The organism is Lewinella sp. LCG006, assembly GCF_040784935.1.
Taxonomy (GTDB): Bacteria; Bacteroidota; Bacteroidia; order Chitinophagales; family Saprospiraceae; genus Lewinella.
Genome location: NZ_CP160680.1, coordinates 2580975 through 2595725, shown reverse-complemented (window position 1 = coordinate 2595725; position 14751 = coordinate 2580975). Strand labels below are relative to the sequence as shown.

Here is a 14751-nt window from a genome sequence, read left to right as displayed (position 1 = left end):
GAGGATGAAATAATTTCAAAAAAATCTTTTTGCGGTAAGGAGCGTATCTTTGTACTTTGAAAAAAGTTCTTGCCAAGAAAATAGCACGATGAAAGCCATAGGATTCAAACAGTCTTTACCCATCACTGCCGAGCAAAGTTTTATTGAATTTGAAGCAGAGAAACCTACGGCCACAGGTTATGATATTTTAGTAAAAATAGCGGCTATTTCGGTGAATCCCGTCGATTTTAAAATCCGGCAAAATGCAGCTAAGGACATCACGCTTGATACGCCCAAAATCATTGGCTGGGATGCCGTAGGAACAGTAGAAGCAGTAGGCGAAAAAACGTCCCGCTTCAAAGTAGGCGACGAAGTATACTACGCCGGAGACCTTACCCGTAGTGGTAGCAATGCCGAATACCAGGTGGTTGATGAACGCATCGTAGGCTTCAAACCCAAGCACCTGACTATCGCAGAAGCAGCAGCAATTCCACTCACGGGGTTGACGGCCTGGGAGTCACTTTTTGATCGGATCAAAATTAATCCAGAAACGGATAAAGGGAAAACAATCTTGATCCTCGCCGGTGCTGGTGGGGTGGGCTCGATTGCCATACAAATTGCCAAAAAAGTAGCAGGGCTGACCGTCATCGCTACCGCATCACGACCTGAATCTGCCGACTGGTGTACGGCATTGGGAGCCGATTTCGTGGTAAATCACTACGACCTACAAGCAGAATTGGCAAAAATAGGCCACCAGGAGGTAGACTACGTTCTTGATTTTGTGGATTTAGGAGCGTACTGGGAAACCGCAGTGGAAGTTACCAAACCACAGGGGCACATTGTTTCGATTACCGGCAGCAGCAAGCCACTGAACCTGAATTTGCTCAAAAACAAAAGTATCTCCTTTTCCTTGGAATTCATGTACACCCGCTCAATGTTTACGACGGAGGATATCGCCCGGCAGCACGAAATTCTAAACGAAATAAGCCGATTGTTGGATGATGGCACCTTAAAAACAACTTTGACGACTACCCTGAAAAGCTTTACGGTGGAGCAACTCAAAAAAGCACACCAAATGCAGGAGTCAGGAAAAACGATTGGGAAAACGGTGATTGAGTTTTAGGCTTGACTTTTTTGTATCCGTGACCGTTTTCAATTGCCCTCCTCTCTCTTCCCACACCGCTCTTTCCAGCGGGCTTTAAAGGCGGCCCGTTCTTCCTCGCTCATGTTACCCCATTTTTCTTTCCAGGCGGCTCGGCCTTTTCCACCTTGGTGCTGGCGATAGGCCGGCGGTGAGCCCAGGCGTCCAAAGAGCAAGCGACATAAGGCAAAAAGGGCCAGTGCTTGCCAAAACTTGATCTCTGGCAAGTCAAAGAGGGGGCTGATGGTGGCATTCCACAGTAGCATCACCACGCCAGCCAGGAGAGCGATGACAGCCACGGCCAAAGGAACAAATATAAAAGGCGACCAGCGTTTGCGATATTTATGTTGACGGTGCATAGCTCGTAAAATTCTTGCGAGGTTAATAATTAAGGAGTTCGTCGTAAAGATCGGCCAGGCGTTGGCGCAGATATTTGACGGCGTAGCCCTTACGGGAAATGAGCGTTTTTATATTGATCCCCGTACGATCAGCGATGGATTGAAAGGTTTCGTCTTCTAGTTCATTCCACACAAATACATCTCTTTGGTTAGCGGGCAATTCATCTAGCGCATCATAAAGCGTTTCCCAAACTAGCTGGCGAAAATAAGCTTCTTCCGGGCCATCATCCGAAGCGGGAAGCCAGTCTTCCAGGAAAAACTCATTTTCTTCGTCGTTGTAGCCCAAGTCTTCCAACGCTGCTGGCTCCTTTTTACGGTAACGATCCGTCAGGCGGTTGCGCGCTACCCGGTGCAGCCAGGCGTTGATATTTTCAATACTGCTCAGATCGACAATCCGACTGAGTTGGTACCAAACATCCTGCAAAACGTCCTCCGCATCGGCATCCGAAGAGACCCGTCCACGAATAAAACGGAACAACCTGTCACCGTAATTGCGGATAGTTACGGTTATGTTATTATCTCTCGGTACTGGCATAGAATGAGTTAGCAAAATAATTCTTTTTCTATGGAGACGTGCAAATAGAGGAATTACTTTAAAGTTTTTACTTTTTTTTGAATAATAATTCTATCTTTGCACCCGCTTTTAAAAAATTTATTCACTAATTAGTGTCTGATCTATGCGAAATTACGAAGTAACATTCATCGTAGACCCAGTGCTGTCGGGGGAAGAAATCAAAACGACGGCTCAGACCTATAGCGATATGTTGAAAACGGCTAATGCCAACATCGTACACATCGACGAGATGGGTTTACGAACGTTAGCTTACCCGATCAACAAACGCAATAGCGGGGTTTACTACTGTATTGAATTCCAAATGGATACTGTCGATCTTATCGACGATTTGGAACTGGCGCTGCGCCGCGATGAGCGCATCATGCGTTTCCTTACTTACAAACTGGACAAGTTTGGTATCAAGTACAACGAAGACAAGCGCAACGGCTTGATCGGGAAAGCAAAGCGTCCTAAGTCTAAAGAGAAGAAGGAAGGCCGTGAGCGCAATGACCGTAACGATCGCAACAACGATCGTCGTGGCAATGCACCACAAAAGCCAGCTTCTAAGCCAGCCCCTGCGGCAGCAAAGCAGGAGGAAGAGTAAACCACTATTGTCCACAAAAAAATCTTGATAAGCTATGGCTAATCGCGATGATATTAAGTTTTTAAGCAATCCTAAGATTGGTGGCAAGCGTCAGAAGTACTGTCGTTTCCGCAAGTACGGTATCAAGTATATCGACTACAAGGATGCTGATTTCCTGCTGTCTTTCGTTAACGAGCAGGGTAAAATTTTACCACGCCGTATCACCGGTAATTCTCTAAAATACCAGCGTAAAGTTTCTGCTGCAGTCAAGCGTGCTCGCCACCTGGCTTTGCTGCCTTACTTGACGGACTTGCTCAAATAGCAGGTTCCGGTATTTTAAATTACTAATTTTAAAAACGATTTGACATGGATATCATTCTGTTGCAAGACGTTGAACACGTCGGATATAAGCACGAGCTGGTGACCGTTAAGAATGGCTACGGTCGCAACTACCTGATTCCTCAGGGATTTGCACTGATCGCCAACAGCGCTAACCGTGCTCGTTTAAAAGAATTACAGCGTCGTGAAGATGCTACTGAAGCCAAACGCCTGGGTGAATACCAGGATATTGCCAAGAAATTGGAGGGCCAGGTACTACGTATTGGTGCTAAAGCCGGTACGAGTGGTAAGATCTTTGGTAGCGTTACCAACATTCAGATCATCAATGCCCTTAAGGAGCAATTCGATCTTGAAATTGAGCGCCGCAAGGTACAGTTGCCTGAGAATGTGAAAGATTTGGGTACCTATTCTTTGGTACTGAACTTGCACAAAGAGGTACAACCTGAAGTGAAATTCGAAGTAGTAGCGGAGTAAATCCTCTATCAACGCTCGATATAGAAAAAGCCCAATTTGCGATATTGCAAATTGGGCTTTTCTTTTTTTGGCATTTTTAGAGATGAGGGAAGGATACAGTCTCCTGGATTAACTCTACCGTATCAAGGTAACGTCTCCTTTGAAAATTTCTATCCGGCCATCAGCAAACTCTATTTTGGCGAAATAGACGAACACTGCGGGATTCATCGTCACCCCTGCTTTGGTACCATCCCAACCGTAGCGTGGGTCATTGGGCGCAAAATCCTCAACGGTATAAATGGCGTTCCCCCAGCGATCAAAAATATCAAACTGGTGAATTTTGTTGACACTCCCCAATCCAGCAAACGGGTAGAAGATGTCATTGTCTCCATCCCCATTAGGCGAAAAGATATTCGGGAAATAAACAGGAAATTGCCGGTTGACAAAAACCCTCACCAGTGCCTTATCGCTACAACCATTCTCCGAGATCACGCTGATTTGGTACACACTCGTCTCGGTGGGCAGCGCATAAGGTGCCAGGCAGTCGGCACAACTCAGCGTCGCAGCATCCTCCCAGATGATTTGGGCCAACGACGCTTCCGGGAAGTTGGTTTGGGCCACCAACCTCACACTGTCACCATAATCTATCTCTATCTCCGGCTGGGTGATCAGCACGTAAAGCGAATCTGGCTGAATGATTTCAATGGTTTCCGAGAAGGTACAACCATTGCTATCTTCAACAAGTGCCTCGTATACGCCCGCCGAAAGATTGGTAAACAAAGGTTGTGATTGCAGGCTATTTCCACTGTTGACGCTGTACAAGTAAGGCGGCGTCCCTCCTTGAACATTGCTGAAGTTGATCCAGCCAAGATCTCCGTAACATAGGGGCTGCACGGATGCTAATGTGGCGGTAGGAATATCTTCCGTCACCGTCACAAGGTCCGTAGCGGTACAACCATTACTGGTATTGGTCACCAACAACTGGTAAGTTCCCGGAGCGGAAATGGTCGGCAACAAGGTATTCTCATTGAGAAGAATGGTACCACTATTGGAAGTCCACAGGTAAGTAAAATTACCGCCCTGAGAAGAATTACTGCCATCCAGGTTATCTTGCTCTTCAGTACAATCCAGCACAAAATCACTCCCCGCCGAGGCTTGAGGTGGCGTAATATCTTGCGTTACCACCACATTGGCCGTATTGCTACAATCATTGCTGGTATCTTCAATGGTAAGGATATAAGTGCCTGGTGCTCCTACTTGGGGCGTCAGCCCGTCGGCACCAGATAAGACAATTCCATCTGCGGTGGCCCAACTGTAGAGGAGGCTGGCTCCCATGCTCGAAGCAGTAGCATCCAGCGAGGTCGTCAGTACCAGACAATTGAGTTCTTCCGGCGTGGCAAAAACAATAAGGGGCACGTCATCATCCTGCAACACTTCGATATTCGCAGTAGCGGAACAGGTATTCGCGGTGTTTACAATCTCCAGGGTGTAGGTGCCGGGTTGGCTGATGATCGGCTGCAAGCTATTACCGCCAGCATCAATTTGTCCGTTGATCGTCGACCAGTTGATCGTAATATCAGCACCGCTGCTGGAGGCACTACCATCCAGCACCAAGCTTGGTGTTCCACAATCCAAAATCCCCGGCATTGCAATCATCGCCACCGGTTCAAGGATATCCTGAACAACTGTTACGCCCAGGCTATCGGTACAACCATTGGTGGTATTGGTCAGCAGCAAACCATAGCTTCCCGGCGCATCCACGGTAATATTGGCCGCATCTGCGGGGGTGAGGATATTACCGTCAGGGCTTTCCCAGGCGTAGGTCAAAGGACCCATTCCTGTACTGTTTTCCCCTACGATCTCCAATGAAAGCACCGTACAATTGAGGGTATCCAAGGGTGCTATCACTGCGACCGGGCGCTCTAAATCCTCCCTGACAAAAATGGTTCTACTGCCCACACAACCATTGTCTGTGTTGGTGACCATCAATGTATAATTCCCTTCTTGATCCACGGTGGGGGTAAGGGTGGTAGTACCTTGCACAATATTGCCATCGGCAGTAGTCCAGCTATACACCGGGGCATCGCCGCTGTTACTGGCGATGTTGCCTTGTAATTGAATACTCGGGTTGTTACAGTCTACTGCAATAGGTGGAGAAATAGCTACCAGTGGCACGTCCGTATATTCTTCAACAAAGACCGTAGCCATCGCGGTACAACCATTGCTGTTGTCGGTGAGGAGTAAGTCATAGTTGCCCGACTGGCTCACCATCGGTGTAGCGGTAGCACCATTGGTAATGGTATTGCCCTCCAGGTTTGACCACAAGTAAGAGAGTGCATTGCCCATGCTTCCTGTAGCATCCAAGCCCACCTCCAGGGTGATACAATCCAAGGTATCTGGCTCCAAAATCATGGGTGCCGGAGGCACCAGGTCGTCCTGTACGGATACGGTCGCCGTTTGGCTACAACCATTCTCTGTATTCGTAAGCAACAATTGATAATCACCAGCCTGGGTAATCGTTGCTACGGCTTGGTCTTCATCGGTGATGGGCAGCCCCTGGGTATTGGTCCAACTGTAAAGCGGCGTATTCCCAGCCGTACTGGTACCCGCGTCAAGACTAACGGAGGTGGTGGCGCAGGTCAGGATCGCAGGTGGCAAAATCTGAATGACTGGGCTCAGCGTATCCTGGCTTACCATCACTTCGTCGGTAGCAACGCAATCATTGTTCGTATTGGTAATTTCCAACAGGTAGGTACCCGCAGCGTCAACCAGGGGGTTGGCGGTGGAGGCCCCGTTTAAGATATTGCCATCGAGCGTACTCCAGGCGTAGGTCACATCAGCCCCTTGGGCATCGGCCGTGCCGGCTAGCTGTAGCTGTGTCCGGGTGCAATTTAGCAAGGTGTCCAGTCCGGCATCTACGACAGGAGGCGTATTGTCCAGCAGCACCTGGATTTCGGCCTGTGCCCGGCAGTTGTTGTTATTGTCTTGTACGGTGAGGGTATAGGTGCCCGGGCTATCCACCAGCGGCTGGAGGGTATTGGCATCTTGTACGATATTACCATTTGCCGTCGTCCAGGTAAAGGTAGTATTGCCACTGTTACTATTCGCGGTTCCCGCCAGATTGACGCTAAGCCGCCCACAGGTCAGCGACAAGGGCATGGCGATACTGGCTTGAGGAAAATTATCGTCCTGGGTCACCATGGTGGTGATTGTGTCGGTACAACCATTGACCGTATTTGTGACCACCAATTGATAGCTCCCTGCTTGGCCTGCGTTGACCTGAGGTGCACTTGGATCGCCCACCAAACTTCCGTTGGAAGTGGTCCAGGAATAAAGCAGCGTAGAGGTACCTGTAGAGGCGCTACCATCCAGCAAGGAAAGGCTATCGGTACAAGTAAGCTGCGCGGGCACAACCACCATTGCTATAGGCTGCTGTATATCCTGGGTAACCAGCACCGTATCTGTCGCAAAACAACCATTGTTTTCATCCAGTACTTCCAGCACATAGGTACCGGGGCTATTGATTTCTAAAGTGGGCGTACTGTCTACCGCTGGAACGACAGCATTGGGGCTGGACCAGGTGTAAACGATACCATTGCCACTACTGCTATTCCCGCCAAGGGTGAGCGAGGTAAGGACGCAGTCGAGGTTGGCATCAGTTCCCGCAGCAGCGATCGGTACTACTGTGTTTTCTGCCAATTGCACACTGGCAGTACTGCTACATTGGTTGGCCGGGTTCACGACGGTCACACTATACGTTCCAGCACTGGTTGCCAGCATCTGGGCGGTGCTGTCACTTCCTGAAATGGTACCACTGGTGGTGGTCCATTGGAAATCGGGGTTAGGGAACGAGGTGCCCAAGCTGGCAGTAATGATCATATCTTCCTGCACACAAGTCAGTTCACCAATGGGCAGGATGGATAGGTCGGGTAAGGCTATATCTTGAGCAACGGTTACGGTAGCAGTCGCAAAACAACTATTATTCGTGTTGGTCACTAACAACTGATAATCACCTGGGGCTGCTATCGTCACCAAGGAGGTGTTAGTCCCTGAGGTGATTTGACCGTTGGCGGTCGACCAAAGGTATTGAAAATCACTCCCCTGGCTACTCCCTGTACCATCTAATACCAGACTGGTCGTTTGGCAATTCAGCATACCCGGAGGGAGAATCGCGGCCGTAGGGACGAGGGTGTTCTCTACCACAGTTACCGAAGCGCTATTGCTACAACCATTGGTCGTATCGGTGATGGTGAGGGTATAAGTGCCGGGCTGATCGACAACCGGCTGAAGGCCATCCGTTCCACTTACAAATTGCCCATTGGTGGTCGACCAGACTTGACTGTAATCCATCCCTGAGGTCGACCCAGCGGCGTTTAGCACCAGGGAACTGGTAGTACAATCCAAGGTGTCGTTCAATATGATTTGAACTACAGGTGTATCGTCATCTCCAACCACGATAACTTGATCGGTAGCCGTACAGCCATTCAAAGTATTGGTGACTTGTAAAACATAAGTACCTGCAGATCCTATCAGCGGTGTCAGCGTGGTGCCGCCGCTGATGATCGTACCATTTGTGGTGCTCCAGAGGTAAGTAACGTTATTGGTGGAGGAGCCACTGCCGTTGAGTTGTTGACTTGGATCTCCACAACCTAAAGGGATGGCCGTTCCTGCTTCTGCGATAGGTGGGGTGGTATTGGAGCTGACACTCACCGTCGCCATGTTGGTACAACCGCTGGCTGTTTCCGTGATAACCAAGGTGTAATTCCCTGCCGCAGTAGCGGTGGCTGTAGGTTGATCCGTGGGGCCAGAGAGTTGGCCGTTGGTCGTGGTCCAGCTGTAGGTCACTCCACTGGTGGGGCTACTGCCCGAACCGTCGAGTGTAACACTGTTTGTCACACAGTCCAGATCAGCAGGTGCGGCAATATTGACAACAACGGGATTGTTACCTCCCATCACCGTTACGGTTGTTTCATCGGTGCAGCCGTTTTCTGTATTGGTCACGAGCAAGGTATAATCACCAGGTTGATTTACTTCCGGAGATTGTTCGGTTGCGCCATCTACGATATTGCCGTTGGTCGTCGTCCATTGGTAGGAAAATTCATCACCAAAAGAAGAAAGACTTCCATCGATGACCAGACTTGAACTTCCGCACCCCAGCTCATCATCCACAATGGCAATGGCGTCGGGAATATCTTGGTTGGCATCAACATAAACACTGTACTCATCTGTACACCCTGAAATGCTGTTGATGACCGTTAAGGTATAAAATCCTTCGGCGCCCACCAGCGGAAAGAGGGTATTACCTCCCGCCAGGATAAGGCCGTCGGTGGTGGTCCACTCGTAGTCAAAGACACTGCTTTCCGAAGAGCCCGTGCCATCCAATTCCACACTGGGAGGATCGCAAGTGAGGATCGCATCCAGCGCAAATGCCACTGGCACGTCAGGATTGTCTTCGACGATGACGCTGGTTTCTTCCGTACAATACCCCCCTTGCCCATCATCATAAATAACGGTAAGGATGTATTCTCCGGGTTCGTTGACGGTGGCTTGGTTGCCATTGGTACTTACGATATAGCCATTGCTGGTAGCCCAATCGTAAGAGATATTATTACCTGAAGTAGAATTGCTGCCATCCAGTGTTATTTCTCCCGAAATACAATCGAGGTAGGGAGGAATATCGATATCGGCCTCCAATTCATTCACAACGACAATAACTTCGTCCATGCTTTCGCACAAAGTGATGTTGTTGTAAACCGTGAGGGTATAGGTCCCTTCGGCGTCGACAGTGGGCATGTCGGTGAATTCACCGGAAACTATATTGCCATCGCTGGTCGTCCATTCGTACTCAAACTCGGGGCCGGAATCCGAACCGGTTCCATCGAGGGTGACCAAGGCACCAAGGCAAGGAATTTCTACCATATTTCCCGCATCTGCAATTACTTCCGGAGGTAGTCCAGGGCAGACGGTATGCTCATTGGTTTCACCACCGGTAGAAGAGGTATACCCCCAAAAGGCCATATCTGAGCCACCAAAGCAATTGTTGATGATGTCAAAAACGCCAGACAATATCAGGATGCCATCAAAATAGACTTCGTAACTATTGGAGGCAGGGTCCCAGCTGAAAGTCACATCGTGGTCATTGCCATCTTCGATATTTCCCAAATCAATAGGCCCATCAATGGTGTTGGTGAAATCACCATTGATGTTGATGGCGGCGTGGTCATTGAAGGGGTCGCCTAAGTTGCCGTTTTGGTAGGTATCAAATTCAACGATAAAAGAGTTAGGAATACCTTGTGCACCGATTCCTTCTCCACTAATGCCACAGGTAGAAGAGCTGTTGGCTTGATAAACCAGACAGATTCCGTCCGCACCGCTGTTGCTGTTGCCAAAGTTAACCGTCATCGAATGCGTAAATGGTTGGGAGAAGTCTGTTTCTTCATTGAACCAGGCACAACCTTGCTGAGTGGTTGCATTGGACGTGAGGCGGATACATTCTCCTATCAGGGTCGCGTTTCCGGTAAGGATAAATTCATCCTCACAAGTTAGCTGGGCAGCAAGTGGTAAGGAGATAAATAGGCAGAAGTAGAAAAATAGATGCAATCTCATAGTAGCTGTTCCTTAGTCAGTAACCCAAATTATTGGCTGCTGCAAGCTGGCTGGGTGAGTCCAGTGCAACGTGATTCCTTCACTTAGTGCAACTAAGTGTGGCCAGGTATAATTTGGTTCTGTTGAGGTCAGCAAAGCCGTGCTATAAAAAGAAAACAGGGACTTTAGCGAAGGCTAAAAATAGTGACTTTGTCGGGTTTAATGTTCTATTTCCAGTAAAAGGTCTTCTAGATGATGTCTTTCGATACCAAACTGAGATTTTAGTTGATGGATTTCTTCCTGGGCTGCGGGTCTGGGTTCGCTTTTTATAGCGGTTATCATCACATTTTTAGGTGTGTGCTCGGTGCCAATAAACTCAAATACTTTGGTTTTATAGCCGTGTGCTTCCAGGAGTAAGCTACGAATAGCATCTGTCAACATTTCGGCCTGGCGCTCGAGCAGAATACCGTGCTGCAACATGGGCAACAGGCCTGCGGGCGGATGCATGGCTTTACGCACTTGTTTGTGACAACATGGTGCTACGATGATGAGCTGGGCCTCTGCTCGGATACCTTTGGCGATGGCCTCGTCGGTAGCCGTATCACAGGCGTGCAGGGCGATGAGCATATCAATACCACCCTCGGGTTCGTATTGATGAATATCACCCGCTAAGAATTCTAAACCCGTAAATTTATTTTCCTGAGCTATGGTGGTGCAGGTTTGCACCAAATCGGGCCGCAGTTCCACCCCCGTCATTTTGATGGGCAAGTGGGTTTCATTGACGAGGTAATCGTACAAGCCAAAAGTGAGGTACCCTTTCCCTGAACCCATATCCACAATGCGGGCATCTTTGGCGAGTGGCTGCTCGCGTAAAAGATGACTGATCAGCTCGATGTATTTATTGATTTGGCGAAATTTGCGCCGGCCATTTTGCAAAATCTGCCCATCCTGCCCAGCAATCCCCAACGAGGTGAGATAGGCTCTTGGCCGATCCGCTAATGGCCGCTGTTTTTGCTGATTATGCTCCAGGGAAACGGGTTCGCGGTTGGTGATGGTACGGGTGCGCAATAAACCCTTGCCTTTTTTGCTGATCATCAAACTGAACTGCTCCGTGACGGTAAACAACTCCGCCTGGCGAAAATCCTCCGTGAGCCATTTTTCAATAGCCGCAGTCGCTTCCGTAAGCGAGAAGTTTTTGGTTTCGTCGCGCGTCGCAAAACGTAGTGTACAAGAAAGATGAGCTTCGTCTTTAATCAATACCAAACGCCCGTAGACATTTTTCAAATCCGACTGAGCACTGCGGTTTTTACTCAAGGTCAGTTTGCTCAACTGTTGGTCGTTGAACGCCTGGGAAAGATGGTTCAAAAAAGTGGCGGTTGCTTCCATTGGGCAAAGATACGGAATCGCAAAAGGAATTAAGGAAGGGCCTAGAATTTCAATTGCTTTGCTTGTTGTACATGCGCCAAGTGGTGTCGGCAGTGCCATTGGTAATTGTCCAAGGCCAATGTCAAACTAAATGGAATACCGTGTTGCGGATGAAAGAAGGAACGTTGGTATTGCTCCGTATGCATGTGCTCTAACAACGTGACCCAACGGTGGTGCAACCCTTCCAGAATAGCGAGCGAAATTTCAATGGGCAATTGATAATCGTCCATTTCGGCCCAAGCGGCCTCCTTGTAAGGATTGATGGTAGGATGCTCTTCCGTAAGTGCCAGCTTGAAGCGGACGAGTGCATTCATGTGGCTGTCTGCGCAGTGATGAACAACTTGTTGGATCGTCCAGCCGCCAGGGCGGTAACGGAAGGCCAATGCTTCGGTTGTTAAATCACTGGTTTCGGCACGCAACCGGGCGGGAAAATCAGCAATAATTTGCCGCCACTGGGTGAGGGTGTCAATGGATGGAGACGAAGTCGGCACAAATTTCCCGACAGGGTAACTGAGTTGTTCTTGTGATTCCATAAGTTTTTTTTTAGCAAACACCGTATCTGGGCATACGGCCTATTCAATCGTTATTTTTTCACCTAAAAACTTAGGCGTTTTGCCAAACAATAAATCTAACTGCATTTTCATCCGTGCCAGGTATTCCCGAAGTATCACGCTGTAACCGTAGGAAAGCGTAACTTCCTTTGCGGCATAGCCGTTTATATCAAGTCCCTGGTGTCGACCGAGGTAGATAGCTCTTGCAAGGTGAAAAGGCTGCGAAATACAAGTCAATGATTGCTGCCCAAAAATTTCCCGGGCCCGCACCACCGAGTCTAAGGTACGAAAGCCAGCATAGTCTAAGTAAATGCGTTCTGCTGGAACACCGAGCTTCACCAAATCTTCTCTCATCTGCGCAGGTTCATTGTATGCTTTGGTCCCGTTGTCTCCGCTAAGTAAGAGAAATTTTACTTTTCCTGCGGCGAATAGTTCGTAAGCTGCCGCAATTCGGTAGCGGTAATAAAGGTTGATTTGCCCATTGGCTAAATACTTTGAGGTACCTAGCACCAGACCTACTTTACGCACGGGAATATCCTCTGTATCCACAAATACATAAGGAGCCGTCTGCTTTTCTACATAATGATAGTTAAGGATCGTTGCAGCAGCGATCAAAAGGAGGAGGAGCATTGCTATTTTGAGCCCTTTCATCATGGTACAAAGATATTAGCGTTGTTTATCTAGCGCGGCAGCTGCACCAGAAATGTGCTGCCTTCTCCTTCTTCACTTTCGATGCTAATTTCGCCTCCTAGTCGGCGGATTATCTTTTTGCATATCGCTAAGCCCATGCCCGTTCCTTCAAACTCCTGTCGTGTATGCAAGCGTTTGAACATCTGGAAGATTTGATCCTGGAACTCCTTAGCGATACCAATACCATTGTCACTTATCGCAATTTCGTAATTGTTTTCGGTTGCGGTTGCCTTCACGATGACCTCGGGTACCTCTGATCGATTGTACTTGAGGCCATTTTCAATGATATTTTTCAAGACCAACTGTAGAACTTCCGGGGCAGTATGAATGATATTAAGGTCACCCGTCAGGGTTATAAGGCCACCTTTTTCCTGTAAAAGGGCCGATAAGCTGGTACGGGTATCTTCCATCATATCGGAAAGATTTATTGCTTCCATCTCCAATTCATGCTGGCCTTGAGGGTCGAGTGTAGAATAAAATTTGATCCCTTCGATCAGGCGGTGCATTTGTTGTGCGTTGGCGCGAATCAGCTCCATAAACTCAAGGGTTTCATCGGTAAGTGAAGCCGCCATTCTTCGTTCAAGCAGACTGGTAAATCCAGAAATGTTGCGTAATGGTTCTTTGAGATCATGACTGGTTACGTGAGTGAAATTTTGTAATTCTCCGATGTAATCTCTTAGCTGCTCATTACTATTTTTGAGGTCTGCGGTTCTTGCGGCCACTTCAGCTGCCAACCGCTTATTGTGGTTGGTTTTTTCTCGATTAGCAGCATATAAATACCAAACAGCTCCAATGACAACAAGGAGTAATAAAGCCGCGATGAGCAAAAGGTAGGTTCTGAGTTGTGATTTTAGCTGCTCTTTTTCTTTTTCGCTTTTTATTACAGCAAGTTCAGCTTCTGTATCCGTAAGACGATACTCAACTTCCAAGGTAGCAAGCTGTTGGAGGAGGATATTACGGTGAATGGTATCTTTTAAATCATTGTATTTGCGTAGAAACTTAATGGCGTTGTCCGAATCACCCAGTTGCTCATAAGCATTGGCAATTACCTTAGCACTCACAGCCAGGTAGGGTCGTGCATGCAGGGGATGATTGATGACATCGGCCTCTTTAGCAAGGCGAAGAGCTTCGTCGAATTTTCCTTGGCGAAATTTCAAATCTGCCAGATAAGGGAGCAATGAACCCAGGTTTTGCTTGTACCCATAGGTCACAAAAATTTCTTTAGCCTCATTCAAGGCTTCTTCTGCCCGCTCAATCTGGCCTGTTTCCAAGAACAGTAAGCCCTCATAAGTAAGGACATTTCCCAGGCTTTCTTTAAATTCAGATGCTATTGCATAGGTGTGGGCTTCTGCTAGATAATAGGCCGCCGAATCGTACAGTGCTTGCTCCAAATAGGAATAGCCTAAGTTGAGGAGCGTAAAGCTTAGCAAATAGTCGTTCTCGATTATTTTTGAGTTCGTGTTGGATTTCCACAAGTAAGATCTAGCACGATCATATAGCTCAATGTTAAGATAAATGACGCCAATGTTATTATAAATACTCGCCTCCATATAGGTGTCTTTTGGAGAAGTATTTAAGGCTAATGCTTTCTGATAATAAAAAAGGCCAGAGTCTGGTCGCTCAACATAATCCTGTAGAACGGCTTTGGTCTGGTACAAAAACTGCATTCCCGTGGTATCCTTGGCTTCTTCTACCAAGGTCTGTAATTTAGGGAGGTATATTGCCACCTGCTCGAATTCTCCTTGGTAATACAAAATATCAATGAGAGCCTGGTACGGCAGTATTTTTAAAAATCTAGGGCCTGTTTTTTCAGCGAGATCCAGGGCTTCTTCGGCGTAAGGAAGTGCCTTATCAAAATTTTCATCCCACCAATATTCATAGGCAATTTCTGTCAAAATGCGCACCCTTACAGAATCTTCTGTGATTTCCAGCAGCATCTGTTGCAAACTATCCACAAAGGCTGCTTTTTGGCCAATAGCAGGTAAGATCGCAAACAACACCAAGAAGAGACTAAGGGTTATTCTATTCATTTCGAGCTTGATCGTGCATAACGG

The 14751-nt window shown here is 47.9% G+C and carries 11 protein-coding genes; 4 read left to right on the top strand and 7 right to left on the bottom strand.

Annotated features, from left to right (window positions below):
• Positions 1 to 88 precede the first annotated feature (88 nt).
• Positions 89 to 1102: a zinc-binding alcohol dehydrogenase family protein gene (locus AB0L18_RS09120; RefSeq protein ID WP_367392276.1), complete on the top strand. Its 1014-nt coding sequence runs from the start codon at positions 89 to 91 to the stop codon at positions 1100 to 1102.
• 29 nt (positions 1103 to 1131) lie between these two features.
• On the opposite strand, the gene AB0L18_RS09115 is transcribed toward AB0L18_RS09120, so the two are convergent.
• Positions 1132 to 1479 (bottom strand): hypothetical protein, encoded by a 348-nt coding sequence (locus tag AB0L18_RS09115; RefSeq protein ID WP_367392275.1) that lies wholly within the window; start codon positions 1477 to 1479, stop codon positions 1132 to 1134.
• A gap of 22 nt (positions 1480 to 1501) precedes the next feature.
• Positions 1502 to 2053: an RNA polymerase sigma factor gene (locus AB0L18_RS09110; RefSeq protein WP_367392274.1), complete on the bottom strand. Its 552-nt coding sequence runs from the start codon at positions 2051 to 2053 to the stop codon at positions 1502 to 1504.
• Positions 2054 to 2195: 142 nt separating this feature from the next.
• Between AB0L18_RS09110 and rpsF the strand changes: the two genes are divergently transcribed.
• From rpsF to rplI, 3 genes are read left to right on the top strand one after another with little or no spacing between them, the layout of a single operon-like run.
• Positions 2196 to 2675, top strand: a complete 480-nt coding sequence (rpsF, locus tag AB0L18_RS09105) for a 30S ribosomal protein S6 (protein ID WP_367392273.1) — start codon at positions 2196 to 2198, stop codon at positions 2673 to 2675.
• A gap of 34 nt (positions 2676 to 2709) precedes the next feature.
• Positions 2710 to 2976, top strand: a complete 267-nt coding sequence (gene rpsR, locus AB0L18_RS09100) for a 30S ribosomal protein S18 (protein ID WP_367392272.1) — start codon at positions 2710 to 2712, stop codon at positions 2974 to 2976.
• Positions 2977 to 3020: 44 nt separating this feature from the next.
• The gene (gene rplI, locus AB0L18_RS09095; protein WP_367392271.1) at positions 3021 to 3467 is read left to right on the top strand and encodes a 50S ribosomal protein L9; all 447 of its coding nucleotides are present in this window, start codon (positions 3021 to 3023) and stop codon (positions 3465 to 3467) included.
• Between the two features lie 114 nt (positions 3468 to 3581).
• Here the strand turns inward: rplI and AB0L18_RS09090 are convergent, their stop codons facing one another.
• The 5 genes from AB0L18_RS09090 to AB0L18_RS09070 form a co-directional block, all read right to left on the bottom strand.
• Complete coding sequence (locus tag AB0L18_RS09090) at positions 3582 to 10052, bottom strand: gliding motility-associated C-terminal domain-containing protein (protein WP_367392270.1); 6471 nt, start codon at positions 10050 to 10052, stop codon at positions 3582 to 3584.
• Between the two features lie 198 nt (positions 10053 to 10250).
• Positions 10251 to 11396: an SAM-dependent methyltransferase gene (locus tag AB0L18_RS09085; protein WP_367392269.1), complete on the bottom strand. Its 1146-nt coding sequence runs from the start codon at positions 11394 to 11396 to the stop codon at positions 10251 to 10253.
• A gap of 62 nt (positions 11397 to 11458) precedes the next feature.
• On the bottom strand, positions 11459 to 11989 hold the full coding sequence (locus AB0L18_RS09080; protein WP_367392268.1) for a YfiT family bacillithiol transferase: 531 nt from the start codon (positions 11987 to 11989) through the stop codon (positions 11459 to 11461).
• Positions 11990 to 12028: 39 nt separating this feature from the next.
• Entirely contained in the window at positions 12029 to 12661 is a 633-nt protein-coding gene (locus AB0L18_RS09075) for a vancomycin high temperature exclusion protein (protein ID WP_367392267.1), read from the bottom strand.
• A 26-nt stretch (positions 12662 to 12687) separates the two neighbouring features.
• Positions 12688 to 14727, bottom strand: a complete 2040-nt coding sequence (locus tag AB0L18_RS09070; protein ID WP_367392266.1) for an ATP-binding protein — start codon at positions 14725 to 14727, stop codon at positions 12688 to 12690.
• Between the last annotated feature and the right edge of the window lie 24 nt (positions 14728 to 14751).

Coding starts and splice junctions, on each gene's coding strand:
- AB0L18_RS09120 (WP_367392276.1), top strand. CDS start 89: ATGAAAGCCATAGGATTCAAACAGTCTTTACCCATCACTGCCGAGCAA.
- AB0L18_RS09115 (WP_367392275.1), bottom strand. CDS start 1,479: ATGCACCGTCAACATAAATATCGCAAACGCTGGTCGCCTTTTATATTT.
- AB0L18_RS09110 (WP_367392274.1), bottom strand. CDS start 2,053: ATGCCAGTACCGAGAGATAATAACATAACCGTAACTATCCGCAATTAC.
- rpsF (WP_367392273.1), top strand. CDS start 2,196: ATGCGAAATTACGAAGTAACATTCATCGTAGACCCAGTGCTGTCGGGG.
- rpsR (WP_367392272.1), top strand. CDS start 2,710: ATGGCTAATCGCGATGATATTAAGTTTTTAAGCAATCCTAAGATTGGT.
- rplI (WP_367392271.1), top strand. CDS start 3,021: ATGGATATCATTCTGTTGCAAGACGTTGAACACGTCGGATATAAGCAC.
- AB0L18_RS09090 (WP_367392270.1), bottom strand. CDS start 10,052: ATGAGATTGCATCTATTTTTCTACTTCTGCCTATTTATCTCCTTACCA.
- AB0L18_RS09080 (WP_367392268.1), bottom strand. CDS start 11,989: ATGGAATCACAAGAACAACTCAGTTACCCTGTCGGGAAATTTGTGCCG.
- AB0L18_RS09075 (WP_367392267.1), bottom strand. CDS start 12,661: ATGATGAAAGGGCTCAAAATAGCAATGCTCCTCCTCCTTTTGATCGCT.
- AB0L18_RS09070 (WP_367392266.1), bottom strand. CDS start 14,727: ATGAATAGAATAACCCTTAGTCTCTTCTTGGTGTTGTTTGCGATCTTA.